This is a genomic window from Halorubrum sp. Ea8 (assembly GCF_002252925.1).
Lineage (GTDB): Archaea > Halobacteriota > Halobacteria > Halobacteriales > Haloferacaceae > Halorubrum.
The window spans coordinates 54,880-71,782 of the sequence record NZ_NHPF01000076.1 but is presented as its reverse complement, the minus strand read 5'-3'; the positions used below and the strand labels follow the sequence as shown (position 1 = coordinate 71,782).

General features: G+C 69.0%; 14 protein-coding genes. 11 read left to right on the top strand and 3 right to left on the bottom strand.

All coding sequences use genetic code 11. The features are described from left to right. A partial coding sequence (locus DJ74_RS08155; protein ID WP_176451327.1) for an acyl-CoA dehydrogenase family protein occupies window positions 1-718 on the top strand: 718 nt, incomplete at its 5' end. Continuing rightward, complete coding sequence (locus DJ74_RS08150; protein WP_094525207.1) at window positions 715-1,314, top strand: HAD family hydrolase; 600 nt, start codon at window positions 715-717, stop codon at window positions 1,312-1,314. The genes DJ74_RS08155 and DJ74_RS08150, both read left to right, overlap by 4 nt. Here the strand turns inward: DJ74_RS08150 and DJ74_RS08145 are convergent. Beyond that, a complete protein-coding gene (locus tag DJ74_RS08145) occupies window positions 1,311-1,739 on the bottom strand; it encodes a DUF5822 domain-containing protein (RefSeq protein WP_094526919.1) in 429 nt (142 codons plus the stop codon). The genes DJ74_RS08150 and DJ74_RS08145 overlap by 4 nt on opposite strands. Before the next feature lie 135 nt (window positions 1,740-1,874). Here DJ74_RS08145 and panB point away from each other — a divergent pair, with 135 nt between their 5' ends. From panB to DJ74_RS08130, 3 genes are all read left to right on the top strand, one after another. After that, a complete protein-coding gene (gene panB / locus DJ74_RS08140) occupies window positions 1,875-2,681 on the top strand; it encodes a 3-methyl-2-oxobutanoate hydroxymethyltransferase (protein WP_094526918.1) in 807 nt (268 codons plus the stop codon). A 639-nt stretch (window positions 2,682-3,320) separates the two neighbouring features. Continuing rightward, window positions 3,321-5,372: a DUF460 domain-containing protein gene (locus tag DJ74_RS08135; protein WP_094526917.1), complete on the top strand. Its 2,052-nt coding sequence runs from the start codon at window positions 3,321-3,323 to the stop codon at window positions 5,370-5,372. 99 nt (window positions 5,373-5,471) lie between these two features. Then, window positions 5,472-6,458, top strand: a complete 987-nt coding sequence (locus DJ74_RS08130; RefSeq protein ID WP_094526916.1) for a tyrosine--tRNA ligase — start codon at window positions 5,472-5,474, stop codon at window positions 6,456-6,458. 24 nt (window positions 6,459-6,482) lie between these two features. On the opposite strand, the gene DJ74_RS08125 is transcribed toward DJ74_RS08130, so the two are convergent. Continuing rightward, window positions 6,483-7,238: a topoisomerase DNA-binding C4 zinc finger domain-containing protein gene (locus DJ74_RS08125; RefSeq protein ID WP_170938351.1), complete on the bottom strand. Its 756-nt coding sequence runs from the start codon at window positions 7,236-7,238 to the stop codon at window positions 6,483-6,485. A gap of 130 nt (window positions 7,239-7,368) precedes the next feature. Between DJ74_RS08125 and DJ74_RS08120 the strand changes: the two genes are divergently transcribed. Beyond that, window positions 7,369-8,718 (top strand): RimK/LysX family protein, encoded by a 1,350-nt coding sequence (locus DJ74_RS08120; protein WP_176451326.1) that lies wholly within the window; start codon window positions 7,369-7,371, stop codon window positions 8,716-8,718. Between the two features lie 6 nt (window positions 8,719-8,724). Here DJ74_RS08120 and DJ74_RS08115 read toward each other — a convergent pair whose 3' ends face one another. Further along, window positions 8,725-11,067, bottom strand: a complete 2,343-nt coding sequence (locus tag DJ74_RS08115; RefSeq protein ID WP_094525202.1) for a DEAD/DEAH box helicase — start codon at window positions 11,065-11,067, stop codon at window positions 8,725-8,727. Between the two features lie 208 nt (window positions 11,068-11,275). On the opposite strand from DJ74_RS08115, the gene DJ74_RS08110 reads away from it, so the two are divergent. From DJ74_RS08110 to DJ74_RS08090, 5 genes are all read left to right on the top strand, one after another. After that, entirely contained in the window at window positions 11,276-11,638 is a 363-nt protein-coding gene (locus DJ74_RS08110; protein WP_094525201.1) for a TRAM domain-containing protein, read from the top strand. A gap of 93 nt (window positions 11,639-11,731) precedes the next feature. Beyond that, complete coding sequence (locus DJ74_RS08105) at window positions 11,732-15,418, top strand: LAGLIDADG family homing endonuclease (RefSeq protein ID WP_094526915.1); 3,687 nt, start codon at window positions 11,732-11,734, stop codon at window positions 15,416-15,418. After that, complete coding sequence (locus DJ74_RS08100; protein WP_094526914.1) at window positions 15,419-15,745, top strand: hypothetical protein; 327 nt, start codon at window positions 15,419-15,421, stop codon at window positions 15,743-15,745. Window positions 15,746-15,784: 39 nt separating this feature from the next. After that, window positions 15,785-16,123 (top strand): hypothetical protein, encoded by a 339-nt coding sequence (locus DJ74_RS08095; protein WP_094526913.1) that lies wholly within the window; start codon window positions 15,785-15,787, stop codon window positions 16,121-16,123. Further along, entirely contained in the window at window positions 16,120-16,890 is a 771-nt protein-coding gene (locus DJ74_RS08090) for a hypothetical protein (protein WP_176451325.1), read from the top strand. The genes DJ74_RS08095 and DJ74_RS08090 overlap by 4 nt, the downstream gene beginning before the upstream one ends. The last annotated feature ends 13 nt before the right edge of the window (window positions 16,891-16,903 follow it).

Genomic DNA, 16,903 nt, shown 5'->3' with positions numbered 1-16,903 from the left:
CGACCCCGAGACCGACGAGTACGTGCTGAACGGCGAGAAGCAGTGGATCACGAACGGGAAGCGGGGCGGCGTGGCGATCGTCTTCGCGAGGGCCGACGCCGGTGAGCCGGACTCGATCACTCAGTTCCTCGTCCCGGCCGACGCGGAGGGGTTCGAGGTCGGGAGGAAAGAGGAGAAGCTCGGACTCCGCGCCTCCGACACGACCGGGATCAGCTTCGACGGCTGTCGGGTCCCGGCGGAGAACCGGCTCACCGAGGAGGGGAAGGGGCTCTCGGCCGCGTTCCGGACCCTGACCGGCGGCCGGATCGGGATCGCGGCGCAGGCGGTCGGCGTCGCGCAGGCCGCGCTCGACGAGGCGACGTCGTACGCCGCCGAGCGCGAGCAGTTCGGCGAGCCGATCGCCGAGATACAGACGATCCGTCACAAGCTCGCGGAGATGGCGACGGACGTCTCCGCGGCCCGCCTGCTCGTGCGCGAGGCGTGCCGGCAGGCCGAGGCGGGCGAGGACAACCGCGTCGCGGCCTCGAAGGCGAAGTACCGCGCCAGCGAAGCGGCGATGTCGGTGACCAACGAGGCGGTCCAGATCCACGGCGGCTACGGCTACACGACCGACTTCGACGTGGAGCGGCTCTACCGCGACGCGAAGATCACGGAGATCTACGAGGGGACCACGGAGATCCAGAAGACGATCATCGCGCGGGGGATGTTGGGCAAATGACGGGTGACGAGCCGGCGACCGGCGACGGCGGACCGACCGGTCCCGCGGGATACGACGCCGTCGTCTACGACCTCGACGGGACGCTCGTCGAGCTCGCGGTCGACTGGGGGACGGTGGCGTCGTCCGTGCTCGACGTGTACTCCAAGCACGCGGTCAAGCCGCCGACGAGGGATCTCTGGGGCCTGCTGGAGGCGTCGGACGAGTACGGGATTCGGGAGCCGGTAGAGGAGGCGATCGGGCTCCACGAGCGGGCCGGCGCGCGCGACTCGACGCTGCTCCCGCTCGGCGAGCGACTGGTCGAGGGAGCGGGCGATCGGCCGAGCACGCCGCCGGCCGGCGTCTGCTCGCTCAACTGCGAGGAGGCGTGCCGGGTCGCCGTCGACACGCACGGGCTCGGCGACGCCCTCGATCCGGACGCGATCGTCGGCCGCGACACCGTCGGGACGCACAAACCGGAGCCGGAGTCGCTGCTCGCGGCGGTCGAGCGCCTCGGCGCGGCGCCGGGGGACGCGCTGTTCGTCGGCGACTCGCCGCGCGACGCGGAGGCGGCGGAGCGCGCCGGCGTCGCGTTCGCGTGGGCGGCGGACCTGATCTAGCTCCCGGCGCCCTCGCTCGCGCGATCGCGTTCGTCGTCCTCGGCGGCGTCACCGTCGTCCTCGGCGGCGTCACCGTCGTCCTCGGCGATTCTCACTCCACCCTCGGCGTCATCGTCGTCTCCCGCCACCCCGCCGTCGCCGGCGCTTTCCACTTCACTCTCGGCGTCCGCGTCGTCTCTCGTCACGCCGCCGTCGCCGGCGTCGGTGCGGCGCGCGTAGAGCGCGACGGCGACGGCGGTCAGGAACCAGATCGGCGCGCCGACGCGGACCGCGAAGGCGGCGCGGGCCCCCCACGACTCGAGGGTGACGAACGCGGAGAGGACCGCGACGACCGGAGCGCCGACGACGATCGTGAGCACGAACGTCGTCTGCATCACCCAACCGTAGTCGACCCCCTCGAACTCGGCCCGCTCGACAGGTTGCACGCCTCCGCCTCGGGCGCCGAGTGGCAAATCGGTGGCGGTCGCCGGGCGGGAGCGACGCGAGAGAGACGGGCGGCGCCGACGCGTCGGGTTTCCGGATCCCGGCGATTTTAACCGGTCGCGCGGGTGAGTTCGGGTATGACCACGACGCGGGGACTCCGGGACCGCGAGGCGCCGATCACGATGCTGACCGCGTACGACGCCCCTTCCGCCGCGGTCGTCGACGAGGCCGGCGTCGACGTCATCCTCGTCGGCGACAGCATGGGCAACGCCGTCCTCGGCTACGACTCCACGCTCCCCGTGACGCTCGACGAGATCGCGAGCCGGACCGCGGCGGTCGCCCGCGCGACGGCGGACGCCCTCGTCGTCGCCGACATGCCCTTCCTCTCGTTCGGCGTCGAGCCGGCCGAGTCCGTGCGTAACGCCGGCCGGCTGCTGAAGGAGGCCGACGCCGACGCGGTGAAGATCGAGAGCGGCCCACACACCGTCGAGATGACGCGGCGCATGACCGAAGTCGGGATCCCGGTGATGGCGCACCTCGGCTTGACCCCCCAGCACGTCAACCGACTCGGCGGCTACGCCAGACAGGGGACCGATCAGGACGCCGCCGAGGAGATCGTCGACCTCGCCGGCGCGCACGCCGAGGCCGGCGCGTTCGCGCTCGTGTTAGAACACGTCCCCGCGAACCTCGCGGGGGCCGTCACGGAGGCGCTCGAGGTCCCGACGATCGGGATCGGCGCGGGCCCCGACTGCGACGGGCAGGTGCTCGTGATCAACGACGCGGTCGGGCTCGGCGACTGGTCGCCGCCCTTCTCCCGGCAGTTCGGCGACGTGCGCGGCGAGATGCTCGACGCGGTCACGGCGTACCGCGAGGCGGTCGAGAGCGGCGAGTTCCCGGCCGAGGAGCACTGGCACGTCGAGGAGGAGCTCGACGACCTGTACTGAGTCGGATATTTATAAGCGAACGGCGGCGATGCGGAGAAGACCTCCAAAGCCCCAGTCGCTCGGATTTACATGACTGGTTCCTTTGTGGTGAACACCTCCAAAGCCCCAGTCGCTCGGATTTACATGACTGGTTCCTTTGTGGTGAACACCTCCAAAGCCCCAGTCGCTCGGATTTACATGACTGGTTCCTTTGTGGTGAACACCTCCAAAGCCCCAGCCGTGAGGCGGGCGCACGCTCGCTGCGCTCCTCGGTCGCTCACTCCGTTCGCTCCCTGCGGTGCTTTCGTCACCTGCGCCCGCCTCACGGCTGCCCCTTTGAGTCCCACCCCGACCGCACCGCAACCGCACCTCACGCCTCCCCAGCCTCGTCGGTGGTCCTTCGCTTCGCTCCGGACCACCGACTCCCTCGCGCGGTGCCGTTCGCGGCCTGCCGGCCGCTCACGGGCACGCGCCACCGCATCCGATTTTATAAGCTATCTTCGCTGCGGCTCGTCGATTTTTAAATACCGCATCGACCTCCGTTTCGAGCGACCTCACGTTCGAAGAGTCGGGTCCCAACGGAGCTACTGAACCGGATCCCACGACGAAACCGTCACACTCGGCGTGGGGTATATACGCGGCAACGGCCTACGTGAACGCGTGACAACCCGGACCATCCGCGCCCGCGACCGGCCGGTGTTCGGCGTCGACGTGCACAGCGGCGACGTTCGCGGCGACGACCCCTCGTACGCCCTCGTCATCCTGGACCCCGTCGACGATGACGACCCGGACGCGCCCGACGCCGACGGGCCGATGGCGCGGGTGACCCGCGACGTGGTGTCGTTCCGGAAGCTCTGCCGGCTGATAGACGACCGCGAGCCGCTGTACGTCGCCACCGACAACGCCTACGAGCTGGCGGCGAACAAGAACGAACTGGTGGGCTTCCTCCGGTCGCTGCCCGACGGCACCAGGCTCGTGCAGGTGACCGGCGCGGAGCGCCCGGAGCCGCTCTCGCGAGTCGCCTCTCGCCACGGGATCCCGTACGGGAAAAAGCCGATGAAGGAGGCGGAGGCGTCGGCCCGGCTGGCCGCCGCCAACGTCGGCCACGAGGTGACCGCGTTCACCGACGAGACGCGGGTGAAGGTGTCCCGCGGTCGATCGACCGGGAAGGGCGGCTGGAGCCAGGACCGCTACACCCGGCGGATCCACGGCAACGTCCGGAAGCGGACGCGACAGGTCCAGTCGAAGCTGGAGGACGCGAACCTCGACTTCGAGCGCGACGTGACCGAGAAGTACGGCGGCTACGCGAACGCGACGTTCGCGGTCGAGGCGCGCCCGGAGGACATCCCCGTGTCGAACTCGCGGGCCGGCGACGTGCGCGTCGAGGTCGAGCGCGAGCGCCGCGACGGGATCGAGTACGAGCCGCTCGTGCGGCGGCGCGACCGGGTGATCGTCGGCATCGATCCGGGGACGACGACCGCGGCGGCCGTCGTCGGGCTCGACGGCACCGTCCACGCGCTGTACTCCTCGCGGACCGCCGACACCGCGGAGGTGACCGAGTGGATCATCGAACAGGGCCGCCCGATCATCGTCGCCGCCGACGTGGAGCCGATGCCCGAGACCGTCGAGAAGTTTCGGCGCTCGTTCGACGCCGCCGGGTGGCGACCGACGACGGACCTCCCCGTCGACGAGAAGCTCCACCGGACCCGGGAGGCGGGCTACGACAACGACCACGAGCGCGACGCGCTGGCGGCCGCGCTGTACGCCTACGACGACCACGAGGACCAGTTCGACCGGATCGCGGCGAAGACCCCGCCGCGGCTCGACCGCGAGGCGGTGATCGCGGGCGTCGTCGCCGGCGGCGCCTCGGTGGAGTCGGTCATCGCGGACCTCAGCGAGGACGACGGGGGCGGCGGCGGAGACGGCGGGGACGACGCGGACGAGTCGGACCCCACCGAGCCCGAGCGCACCGAGGAAGAGGAGACGATCCGGCGGCTCCGCGAACGCGTCGACCGGCTGGAGTCCCACGCGGAGTCGCTGGAGGACGACCTCAGCGAGCGCGACGAGCGGATCGCTGAACTGGAGGGGGAGCTGGAGGAGGCGAAACGCGAGGAGCGGATCGAGGCGCGCTCCCGGCGCGCCGTCTCCCGGCTCGAACGCGAGACGGACCGGTTGGAACGCGAGCGCGACGAGGCGCGCGAGGCCGTCGAGGAGCTGGAGGGGAAAGTGGAGACGCTGAAGGAGCTGTGGCGGCTCGACCACTCCAACTTCGACGACGTGGCCGCGGACCGGGGGCTCGTCAGCGTGAAGGCGGTCGAGCAGTTCACGCTCGACGCGCTGGAGGCCGCCGACGAGGCGTACGGGCTGGTCGCCGGCGACGTCGTCTACCTCCGCGACGCCTCCGGCGCGGGCCGCCGGACCGCCGAGCGGCTGGCCGAGACGGACCCGCGAGCGGTGATCCGCGACGGGAACCTCTCCGACGTCGCCGATCAGGTCCTCTTCGACCACGGCGTGCCGGTCGTCCCGGCCGACGCGGTGCCCGTCCGCGAGGTCGACGAGCTGGCGGTCGCGGACGAGGCGACGCTCGAGGCCGCCGTCGACGACTGGGAGCGGCGGGCCGAGCGACGGCGGAAGGCGGAGAAACAGGAGCACCTCGACCGGATCATCTCGGAGCACCGAGCGGGGCGGACGCTGCCGGAGACCGAGGAGTAGCACCGGCGAAGACAAGAGGGCCGTTCCGCGGGAATTTTGCCCGTCACGCGCCGGCGCGCTTCCAGAAGTCATATGTCCGACAACCGCACAGTCGTTCGTATGGACGCCTACGAGCGGATCACCCGGAACGCGGCCGAGGTGGTCACCGAGGAGGAGATCGAGGCGCTGGCCGACGACCCCGACGGGAAGCGGGCGTACGTCGGCTACGAGCCCTCGGGCGTCCTCCACATCGGGCACATGCTCACCGCGAACAAGCTCATCGACCTCCAGGAGGCCGGGTTCGAGGTGACGGTGCTGCTCGCGGACGTGCACGCCTACCTCAACGACAAGGGGTCGTTCGAGGAGATCCGCCACACCGCAGAGCGCATGCGCGACCAGTTCATCGCGTACGGGCTCGACGAGTCGAACACGCAGTTCGTGCTCGGCTCCGACTTCCAGCTCGACGACGACTACACGCTCGACCTGCACGCGCTGGAGCTGGAGACGACGCTCGCGCGGGCCGAGCGCGCGATGGCCGAGATCACCTCCGGCGACTCGGTGAAGGTGTCGCAGGCGGTGTACCCGCTGATGCAGGCGCTCGACATCCCGTACCTCGGCGTCGACCTCGCGGTCGGCGGGATGGAGCAGCGCAAGGTCCACATGCTCGCGCGCGACGTGCTCCCGAGCATCGACCGCGAACCGCCGACGAGCCTCCACACGCCGCTCATCGCCGACCTGGGCACCGGCCGCGGGAAGATGTCCTCCAGCGAGGGCGTCACCATCTCGATGGAGGACTCCCGCGAGGACATCGAGTCGAAGGTGAACGACGCGTACTGCCCGCCGACCGCCGACCCCGAGCCGACCGACGACGGCGAGTCGCGGGAGAACCCGGTCCTGCAGGTGTTCGAGTACCACGTGTTCCCGCGGTTCGAGACGGTCCGCGTCGAGCGACCGGAGGAGTACGGCGGCGACTTGGCGTACGACGCGTACGACGCGCTGGAGGCCGACCTGGAGTCCGGCGAGCTCCACCCCGCCGACGCGAAGGGAGCGCTCTCCGAGTACCTCGACCGGCTCATCGCGCCGGGCCGCGAGCAGCTCGCGGAGTAGCCGGGGTCGCTTCGGCCCGTCTCGCTATTTCTCGCCCGCCGCGTGCCCCGCGTACTCACAGGGCCCGTCGAGGCAGTCGCGACCGGTCGCCGTCTCGAAGACGGGGAGCCCGCAGTCGCACTCGTCGACGACGACGCCCGAGGGGATCGAGAACGTCGTCTCGCAGTCCGGGTAGCTCTCGCAGCCGAGGTAGACGCGGCCCGGCGCGGAGTTGACGGTCAGTTCGCCGTCGCAGTCCGGGCAGTCCCAGACGCGGTCGAACCGGTCGCTGACGGCCGCCTCCATCGGGTCGCACGAGGGATCGAGACAGAGGTGGAACGGCTCGCCACGTTCGACCCGGATCTTCGGGAGCCCGCAGTCGTCGCAGACCCCGTCGGTGACGCTCGCGCCCGCGGGGAGCCCCCACCGCTCCTCGCAGTCGAGACAGACCACGTCGCCGCGCGAGCGCACGAGCGGCCCGCCGTCCGCCGGGCAGGTGCCGACGGGAACGCCGGCCTCCGTGACCGGGAGCGCGCGGCCCGCGGTCGCCTCCTCGGCGACGACCCGGAGCCGTCGAGTCCCGTCGCGAGCCGTGACGGAGAAGCCGTCGCCGTCGCCCTCGACGACGACCGAGTCGGGGCGGGTGAGCCACGCGACCGGCTGGTAGCCGTCGGCGTCGTGGACGAGCGTGGTGTCGTCGGGCTTGATCAGGACGACGACGCGCCCGCGGTGGGTGCGGGAGCGGTCGCCGCGTTCGGTCACGCGACAGTCGCCGGCGAACACGCGGAGTCGTTCGGGCATGCCGCGGGGTTGCCTCGCTTTCCGATTTAAGCGGCGGGCGACGAGGTCGGGCCGGGAGCGACCGGCCCGCGTTCCTCGGACGGGAGAATCGTGTGTTTGACTTAACAAGATCGTTTCTGTAAGGCTACATATGAGCGAGGTCCCTAGAGCGGACTCGTCGGGAACAGCGGAGTCGGCTTCACCGGTCCGGGTCGGCGTGTTGAGCTTCCACAACAGCAAGGAGACCAAAGCGATCCTCAACGCCGTTCGCGCGTTGGGGCACGAGCCGGTCTGGCTCCGCGAGGAGAACACCAGGTCGTGGATCGAGGCCGGAGACCTCCGGTTCGACCCCGACGTGGACGTCGTCGCGAACCGACTACTGATGACGAAGGCCGCTCAGCCGCTCGACGACGTCGGGATCGCGACGGGCTACACCGCTTCGCGTCCCGTGTTGAACCCGCCGGCCGTCGTCGTCCGAGCCCTGCACAAGTACGGCGCCGCGGCGACCCTCACCGCCGCCGGCATCCGAGTTCCGGACGCGTACATCGCGTTCAGCAACCGGACGATCAACGAGGGCAACCGCCTCACGAGCGAGAAGGCGGTCCACAAGTCCGCGATCGGGACGAACGGGGACCGGATGGCGGTCATCGACGCGGGCGACGTCGTCGCGCCGCACATCGCCCGCCGCCGGGCGTTCATCCAGGAGTTCATCGACACCGGCGCCGAGCGGCCGTTCGACGTCCGCGCGTACGTCGTCGGCGACCGCGTCGTCGGCGCCATGAAACGGTACGCGCCGTCGGACGAGTGGCGAACGAACGTCGCCGTCGGCGGCGAGGTCGAAGACTTCACCGACGACCTCCCGGAGGAGGCGGCGCGGTTCGCGCGCGAGGCGGCCGACGCGCTCGACCTCGACTACGCCGGCGTGGACCTGCTGTGCCGCGACGGCGAGTGGTACGTTCTCGAGGTGAACACGACGGCGGGGTTCAAGGGGCTCTTCGAGGCGACGGGGGTCAGCCCCGCACCGTACATCGCCGCCCTCGCGATCGAGCGGGGCGGCGGCCGCGTCGACCCCGACCGCGTCGCGTCGCTCGCGGCGGTCCTGGACGACTCGGTCCCGGAGTGCAAGCCGTCGCTCGATCCGGAACCGGAGGCGTCGACGACGATCGGCTACACCGAACGCGTGACGGTGAGCGCGGGCCAGAGGGCGATCGAGGTGATCGGCAAGTCGGACACCGGTGCCCGGCGAACGAGCATCGACCTCGACGTCGCCGCGGAGATCGGCGCGGGTCCCATCGTCGACACGGTCCGCGTGAAATCCGGGTCGCGAGCCGGGCGACAGAAGCGGCCGCTGGTCGAGATCGACCTGAAGATCGGGAATCGGTGGCGGACCGTGACGGCGAGCATCGAGAACCGGAACCACATGACCTACCCCGTGCTCCTCGGTCGGGACATCCTCGACGGCTACCACGTGGACGTCACGAGGCGGGAACGCGAGGAGTGACCGTACTTACGCCACCCGGACCGTCCGCGTCGCCCTGACGGGCATCAGCGGCAGGTCCGGGAAGACGACCTCGACGACGAACTCCAGCTCGTCGGCGTCGGGCGGGCCGAAGACGCCGACCGGGACCGTCGTCTCGCCGTCGAGGTACGTCGTCGTCGCCGTCATCTCCACGTCGTTGACGGTGACCCGGATACCGGTCCGAGCGCTCCCCGAGACGGTCGCGACGGCGACCTCGCACATCTCGTTTTCCCCGACGGCGATGTCGCCCGGAAAGTCCCCCCAGTCGACGTCGATCCGCGGGCAGTCGCGCGCGGCGTCGACGATCCGCTCGGCGACGGAGCCGCTCATGCCGGCGTTCTCGAGGGCCGCGGCGCCGGCGTCGACGACGGCCGCGGGCGAGGTGAGCCCGGCGTCGGCGAGCCGCTCGGCGCGGCCGGAGCCGACGCCCTCGATCGCGGTGAGCGCGACCGCCTCCCGCGAGACGCCGTGCTCGACGCGCGCCTCGACGCGACACGCGAGGTTCGCGGCGCGGGGGCCGGCGAATCGGTCGAGGAACTCCGAGAGCGCGGCGAGCAGGCGGAGCGCGTTCTGTCGGATCACCCACGCGTCCGAGCGCAGGTCCGAGGGAACGGAATCGGCCATCCCGGCGAGGAGGATGGCGAACACCTTCCGGTGGCCGTCCTCCAGGTCGGTGTCGTGGCCGTCGAGGATACGGTCGATCGCGTCCGACTCCGCCGACCGCGCCGACACCGAGTCGAACTCGCCGGCCGACGCGACGGTCTCCAGGATGCGGTCGACCGTCAGCGTCTCGCGGTCGGCGAGCCGCCGGAAGCGGCGAGCCGTGTCGAGGCGGAGGTAGTACTTCGAGGCGAGGCGACCGAGCCCCGTCGGCTCGATCGCGAGCTCGTCGTCCGCCGCGACGAAGCCGTCGTCGACGAGCGAGTCGAGGGTGTCCCGAACGCGGTCGCGGAGGGTGCCGAAGTCGTACGCGTCCGGCTTCGACTCGGCGCGGACGTAGTAGAAGGTCGTCTCTAACCACGCCATCACGTCCTCCAGCCCGCGGATGGTCCCCATCGCGATCTCCGCGTTGAGGTGCGACTCCAGCTCCGCGGCGAGCCGGGACTCGATCTCCTTGCCCTCTCGGAGCAGCGCGCGGTACTTGTCCGCGTCCGCGCGGTCGCAGACCACCCAGCCGTAGCCCACGTCGTCGTAGCCGGGGCGGCCGGCGCGGCCGAGCATCTGGAGCACGTCCAGCGGCGAGATGTCCGTCTCGCCCTCCAGCGGGTCGTGGTACTTCGTGTCGCGGATGACGACGCAGCGCGCCGGGAGGTTCACGCCCCACGCGAGCGTCGACGTCGAGAAGAGCAGCTTGATCTTCCCCTGTTTGAACCACTCCTCGACGCGGTCGCGGTCCGCCTTCCCGAGCCCGGCGTGGTGGAAGCCGACGCCGTCGGTGACCGACTGCCGGAGCGTGTCGTTGGTGAGATCTTTCGCCTCGTTGTGGAAGTCGTAGTCGCCCCGGGAGTCGATCGGGATGTCGCGGTCCGTGATCTCGTCGCGCGCCTTCTTGGCCGCCTGCACCGTGTCCTGCCGCGAGGAGACGAACACGAGCGCCTGCCCGTCCTCGCGGACGTGCGGCTCGGCCAGGTCGAGCGCGCGGTAGAGCCGCCGGTACTTATCGGCGAACGCGTTCGAGCCGTGCGAGTACGTCTTCACGCCCGTTTCGAGGTCTACCGGGCGGTACTCGTCGCCGAACTCGTAGGTCGTCTCCGCTGGCGCGTCGAGCCACTTGGCGACGTCCTCGACGTTCGGCATGGTCGCGGAGAGCGCGACGACGCGGGGGTCCTGCAGCCGGCGGAGCCGCGAGACGGTCACCTCCAGCACCGCGCCGCGCTTCTCGCTGTCGAGCAGGTGGACTTCGTCGATGACGACGCAGTCGACGTCGGTGACGAACGAGTAGCGCGCGGAGTCGTGCTTCCGGGTCGCGCTGTCGGCCTTCTCGGGCGTCGTCACGAGCACGTCCGCGCGCTCGGCGCGGCGGGGGTTGAGGTCGCGCTCGCCGGAGACGACGTACACGGAGTAGCCGAGCGCTTCGAACCGCTCCCACTCGCTCTCTTTCTCGTTGGTGAGCGCGCGGAGCGGAGCGATGAAGAGGGCAGTGCCGCCCTCCGAGAGGGTCTTGCAGATCGCGAGCTCGGCGAGCGCGGTCTTTCCGGAGGCCGTCGGCGCGGAGGCGACGACGTTGTTGTCGGTCTCTAGGATGCCCGGGAGCGCCTCGCGTTGCATCCGATTGAACTCGTCGAAGCCGAACGCGTCGGCGAACTCCGGCACCGCGTCCGCGACCTTCACGCCGCACCACGCTCGCGGGGGACTCGACGGCGACCGAGCGGTGTTCGCATCACGTCGAGTCGGGGGGCTCCAGCCCAAAGGCGTTTCTCATGTGGGCGGCGGGGGACTGTCGACGCGAACGGACGCGCCCGCCGTCTCGGGCCGCCCCTCGGATCGATCCCCACCGTCGACCCCGGGCGTTTACGTGAGCGGGGGTCGACCGCCCGGTATGATACCGTCGGACCCGATCGTCGTCGGAGCCGCGGCCGTGATCGCCCTGCTCGTCCTGGTGACCGTCGTCCGTCGCCTGCGAGGGCCGTCCGGGGAGGCCCGCGAGTCGAAGCGCGCCCACGAGGCCGCACAGGAGCGCGAGCCGCCGGTCGAGATCGGCGAGACGTACGAGTTCGGCGTGACGGAGCTCACCGACCACCACACGGGCGCGGAGGTCGCCGTCGGCAAGGTCGAGGGATTCGTCGTCTTCGCCGAGGACATCCCGAGCGACCTCTCGACGGGCGACGTGATCCGCGCGAAGGTGCTCTCGTTCAACGAGGGGCGCACCTCGGCCGACGCGACGTTCGTGACGAAGGCGTAACGGGACCGGATCCCGGGGCCGAACGCGACCCGCGCGGTCCACCTCCGCCCCGAGCATGAGGTTCATACGTGATGGCGACGAAGGGGTTTCGTAATGGCTCAGGCCGGGAATCAGGACCTTACGGAGCGGTTCATTCAGTTCTACCGCAACTACTACCGCGAGGAGATCGGCACCCTCGCGCAGCGATACCCCAACGAACAGCGCTCCCTGTACGTCGACTACGACGATCTGTTTCAGTTCGACCGCGACCTCGCCGAGGACTTCCGCACGAAGCCGGACCAGATGCGCGAGTACGCCGAGGAGGCGCTGCGGCTCTACGACCTCCCCGCCGACGTCAGCCTCGGCCGCGCGCACGTCCGGATCGAGAACCTCCCCGAGAGCATCGACATCCGCGGCATCCGCGTTCACGACGACCACATCGGGAAACTCGTCTCCGTCAAGGGGATCGTCCGCAAGGCGACCGACGTCCGCCCGAAAGTCACCGAGGCCGCCTTCGAGTGCCAGCGCTGCGGCACGATGACGTACATCCCCCAGAGCGACGGCGGCTTCCAAGAGCCCCACGAGTGTCAGGGCTGCGAGCGACAGGGCCCCTTCCGCGTCAACTTCGACCAGTCGGAGTTCATCGACTCTCAGAAGCTCCGCATACAGGAGTCGCCCGAGGGGCTTCGCGGCGGCGAGACGCCCCAGTCGCTCGACGTCGACATCGTCGACGACATCACCGGGAAGGTGAGCCCCGGCGACCACGTCACCTGCGTCGGCGTCCTCCACATCGAGCAGGTCGAGCAGGGCAACGAGAAGTCCGCCATCTTCGACCTGTACATGGACGGCGTCTCCATCTCCATCGAGGACGAGGAGTTCGAGGACATGGACATCACCGAGGCGGACAAACGCGAGATCATCGAGCTCTCCAACCGCGACGACATCTACGAGGCGATGGTCGGCTCCATCGCGCCCGCCATCTACGGCTACGAGGAGGAGAAGCTCGCGATGATCCTCCAGCTATTTTCGGGCGTCACCAAGCACCTCCCCGACGGCTCGCGGATCCGGGGGGACCTCCATATGCTCCTTATTGGCGACCCGGGTACGGGTAAGTGTCAAAAATATGATACTAAAGTGACACTTGCTGACGGGACAGAACGGGCCATCGGAGATATAGTAGAGTCAAAGCTCGAAGACCCGATAAAGGTCGACGACGGGGTATACGAACCGGTAGATATCGGCGTTCAAACAGTAACGGAATCGGGAGCCGTCGAGACTGGGACCGCGACAAAAGTCTGGAAACGAGAAGCGCCGGATAGGATGTACCGAATTTCGATGGCATCGGGGCGCGAAGTAGAAGTAACACCGTCGCACCCGCTGTTCAAACAGTTGAACAGAGAATTGTCTCCCCGACGGGCAGACCAACTGAGGGAGGGTGATCTCATTGCTGTCCCCGGAAACATCGACGCGGATTGGGATGATTCGCTTGACGTTTCGTTCCAGCAGGTCGAAGCCTACAACGCGAATTCGTTCACGCCGCCCACCCGAATCGATCCCACTCTGGCTCGACTCCTCGGTTATATCATCGCCGAGGGGCATACCTATCTCTCGGGATCGAGTGCCGCTACCGAGATTACGAACGTCGACGAAGAGATACTGACGGACGTGGAGAACTGCTTCCGCGAGTTGGGCGTTCGGTGGTCCCGCCTAGAGAAATGGGATCATGAGACTGCCGAAATCGTCCGCTGTTCCTCGTTGGAGTTCGTCCGGTTCCTCAGAGAACTCGAACCGGCAATTCTCAAAAACTCTGAGGATCAACTCGTCCCAGATTGTCTTAAACAGGCGAGTCCGGAGAATAAGAAGGGGTTCCTACAGGCGTACGTTGACAGCGAGGGGACGGTCTCACCCAAAGAACGCGAGATCACGATTTCCTCGATGAGCAGAGGGCTGCTGACCGGAGTACAGACGTTACTCCTCGCGTTCGGGATCCAGAGCCATCTTCGGAAACGACACAACGACAGCTATCGACTGCGCATCAGTGGGCGGGATTTCGTCAAGTACATCGACGAGATTGGGTTCGTTACCGATCGCAAAGCGACGGCCTCGGAAGCGTTCGACGACGTTCCAGAGAACACAAACACCGACGTGATTCCCGGACTGAGTGACGACCTCCGGCGGATTCGCGAGGCGCTCGCGTTGTCGCAATTCGATATCGGACTGCCGCGTCCGACGTATCAACACTACGAACGTGGCGACAGAAACCCGAGTAGATCGAGTCTGAGAGCGGTTGTCGACACGTTCGAAACTCGCTTGGACTGGCTTCGCGAGAAGCGCGGAGAGCTGCTGGACGGCGACTGGCAGGAAGTCGAGACACTGCGGGAGGAACTGAACATCTCTCAGAAGATGCTCTCAGAGGGTATAGACGTCTCTCAAACCGCGATCAGCTACTACGAGCGGAACGACGTCGCTCCCGACGGTGGACAGACCGCGGACGCAAAGGACGTGATTTTGGATCGTCTCGATGAGGCCTTATCGGTCGCCCAAGATGTCTCCGAACTCGATCGTCTGTGTGCGAACGACGTTCACTGGGACCGGATCGAGTCGATCGAATCGGTCGAGCCGGATTACGAGTGGGTCTACGATCTGGAGGTCGCAGACACGCATACGTATCTTGGAAACGGCGTCGTCTCGCACAACTCACAGATGATTTCGTACGTAGAAAACATCGCACCCCGGTCGGTGTACACGTCCGGGAAGGGGTCGTCGGCGGCGGGGCTCACCGCCGCGGCCGTGAGGGACGACTTCGGCGACGGCCAGCAGTGGTCGCTCGAAGCCGGCGCGCTCGTCTTAGCCGATAAGGGGATCGCCGCAGTCGACGAGCTGGATAAGATGGATTCGAGCGACCGCTCCGCGATGCACGAGGGGCTCGAACAGCAGAAGATCTCCGTCTCGAAGGCGGGGATCAACGCGACGCTGAAGGCGCGGTGTTCGCTCCTCGGCGCCGCGAACCCGAAGTACGGGCGGTTCGACCAGTACGAGCCGATCGGCGAGCAGATCGACCTCGAACCCGCGCTCATCTCGCGGTTCGACCTGATCTTCACGGTGACGGACAGCCCGGACCCCGAACACGACTCCCGGCTAGCGAAACACATCATCAAGACGAACTACGCCGGCGAGCTCAACACGCAGCGCGAGGAGTTGGCGAGCTCCGAGTTCACCTCGGACCAGGTGGCGGAGGTGACTCAGGAGGTCGCGCCGGAGATCGACGCCGAACTGCTCCGCAAGTACATCGCCCACGCGAAGCGCTCCTGTTACCCGACGATGACGGAGGAGGCGAAGGAGCTGATCGAGGAGTTCTACGTCGACCTGCGCTCGAAGGGCGCCGACGAGGACGCGCCGGTCCCCGTCACCGCCCGGAAGCTGGAGGCGATGGTACGGCTCGCGGAGGCGAGCGCGCGGCTCCGGCTCTCGGACACCGTCGAGCGCGAGGACGCCGATCGGGCGACCGACATCGTGGAGTCCTGTCTCAAGGACATCGGCGTCGACCCCGAGACCGGTCAGTTCGACGCCGACGTGGTCGAGACGGGCACCTCCAAGAGCCAGCGCGACCGCATCAAGAACATCAAGGGCCTCATCGCGGACATCGAGGAGGAGTATCAGGAGGGCGCGCCCGTCGAGGAGGTGCTCGACCGCGCCGGCGAGATCGGGATGGACCCCGGAAAGGCCGAACAGGAGATCGAGAAGCTCCGCACGAAGGGAGAGGTGTACGAGCCGAAGCAGGGACACCTGCGGACGACGTAGATGGACCGGATCTCCGCGATACGGAACGTCGAGGACGCCCTACGCGCGTTCGAGGACGGCGAAGCGGACCTCGCCGACACGGAGCGGCGGGTGGCAGCGGTGCTCCGGACCTACGCCACGGAGTTCGACGGGGAGGACGACGTGTTCCGCGCGGTGGGGGACGATCCGGTCGACGGGCGAGTCGTCGTGGCGTCCTCGGCGCCGGCCGCCCGCGAACGAGCGCTCGCCCTCTCCGGAGTCGACGCGAACGGGTCCGACGATCTGACAGACCCCGAAAACGACGCAGTCACGGAGTTCGAAGTCGAACGAGTAGGCGATCCGGAATAGTTCGGAACCGATAAGTTCGGCCCTCGATCAGCCGCGTCCGTGCTGCTGATCGTGACGTATTCGGAAGCGGCTCGCACCGGACTCCGGAACCTGTGTCGACGCCACGAGGAGCCGGTCGTCCGCCGGTTCGGGCGGGCCGCGTTGCTCGACGCGACGACGTACGCGGCGTTCCTCGCCGTGCGGCTCCGGGAGTCGCACGGCGGCGACGTCCAGATCGAGCGGACGGAGCCGTTCAACGAGTTCGTCGCGCTCGACGAGTCGGTCCGCGAGGCGGCGAGCGCGTACGCGGACCGAGACGCGGCGGCGACGCCGTACGCCGCGTTCGCCGCCGGGACGGACCATCCCGACCCGGACCGACTGAAAGGCGAGGAGCTGTGACCGGCGCGCCGGCGTCGGACGAGGCTGAGAAGCGCCCGTCCCCCGCGCCGGAGGCGGTCCTCGACCAGGTGCCGACCGGGACCAGCCTCCGGCGGGAGCTCGCGGCGGCGGCCCGGTCGCGCGGACGCGAGTCGTCGGTGCGCGACGATCTCGGTCGACTCCGGGAGGAGATCGCGGCGATCGGGGTCGAGTCGGTCGACCTCGCCGGGGCCCGTCAGCGAGTTGCGGAAGCGAGCGGCGAGGAGGAGCGGCTGAAAGAGCGCGTCGCGGCGCTCCGCGGCGACGTGCGGGCGCGTCGGGCCGTCGAGGCGGAGACCGACGAGGCGCTCGGCGACCTCGAGTCCGCCGCGGCGGAGCTCTCAAACGCGCAGACCGAGCGGATCGCGGCCGAGCAGGCGCTCGAACGGGCCCGCGAGCGGGCCGCCCGCGCCCGCGACGAGCGGGAGCGACGGCTCGAACTCGAGGACCGGCTGCGAAACCGCCGGCGAGAGGCGCGCCATGAGCTCGCGATAGACGTGTATCCGGCGTTTCGCGACGGTCTGGCGTCGGTTCCCGGCGTCGATCCGCCGCGGGCCGGGGCGGGGCCGTCGGAGTACGAGGGGCCGCGACTCGCCGCGTCGCTCGCGGCGGTCCGGATCGCCGATCTGGACGCCGCCGTCGCGCTCGGCGTCGAGGCCGCGCGCTGGCTCGCCGAGCGCGGGGAGCGGTCGCCGGAGGCGGTGCTCGACGAGACGGTCGTCCGTCCGGACCGCGCGCCCGACCCGTGATCGGGGTCGGCGT

Excerpts from the sequence above, each read along its gene's own strand:
- DJ74_RS08150 (WP_094525207.1), top strand. The coding sequence starts at position 715 with ATGACGGGTGACGAGCCGGCGACCGGCGACGGCGGACCGACCGGTCCC.
- panB (WP_094526918.1), top strand. The coding sequence starts at position 1,875 with ATGACCACGACGCGGGGACTCCGGGACCGCGAGGCGCCGATCACGATG.
- DJ74_RS08130 (WP_094526916.1), top strand. The coding sequence starts at position 5,472 with ATGGACGCCTACGAGCGGATCACCCGGAACGCGGCCGAGGTGGTCACC.
- DJ74_RS08125 (WP_170938351.1), bottom strand. The coding sequence starts at position 7,238 with ATGCCCGAACGACTCCGCGTGTTCGCCGGCGACTGTCGCGTGACCGAA.
- DJ74_RS08120 (WP_176451326.1), top strand. The coding sequence starts at position 7,369 with ATGAGCGAGGTCCCTAGAGCGGACTCGTCGGGAACAGCGGAGTCGGCT.
- DJ74_RS08110 (WP_094525201.1), top strand. The coding sequence starts at position 11,276 with ATGATACCGTCGGACCCGATCGTCGTCGGAGCCGCGGCCGTGATCGCC.
- DJ74_RS08105 (WP_094526915.1), top strand. The coding sequence starts at position 11,732 with ATGGCTCAGGCCGGGAATCAGGACCTTACGGAGCGGTTCATTCAGTTC.
- DJ74_RS08100 (WP_094526914.1), top strand. The coding sequence starts at position 15,419 with ATGGACCGGATCTCCGCGATACGGAACGTCGAGGACGCCCTACGCGCG.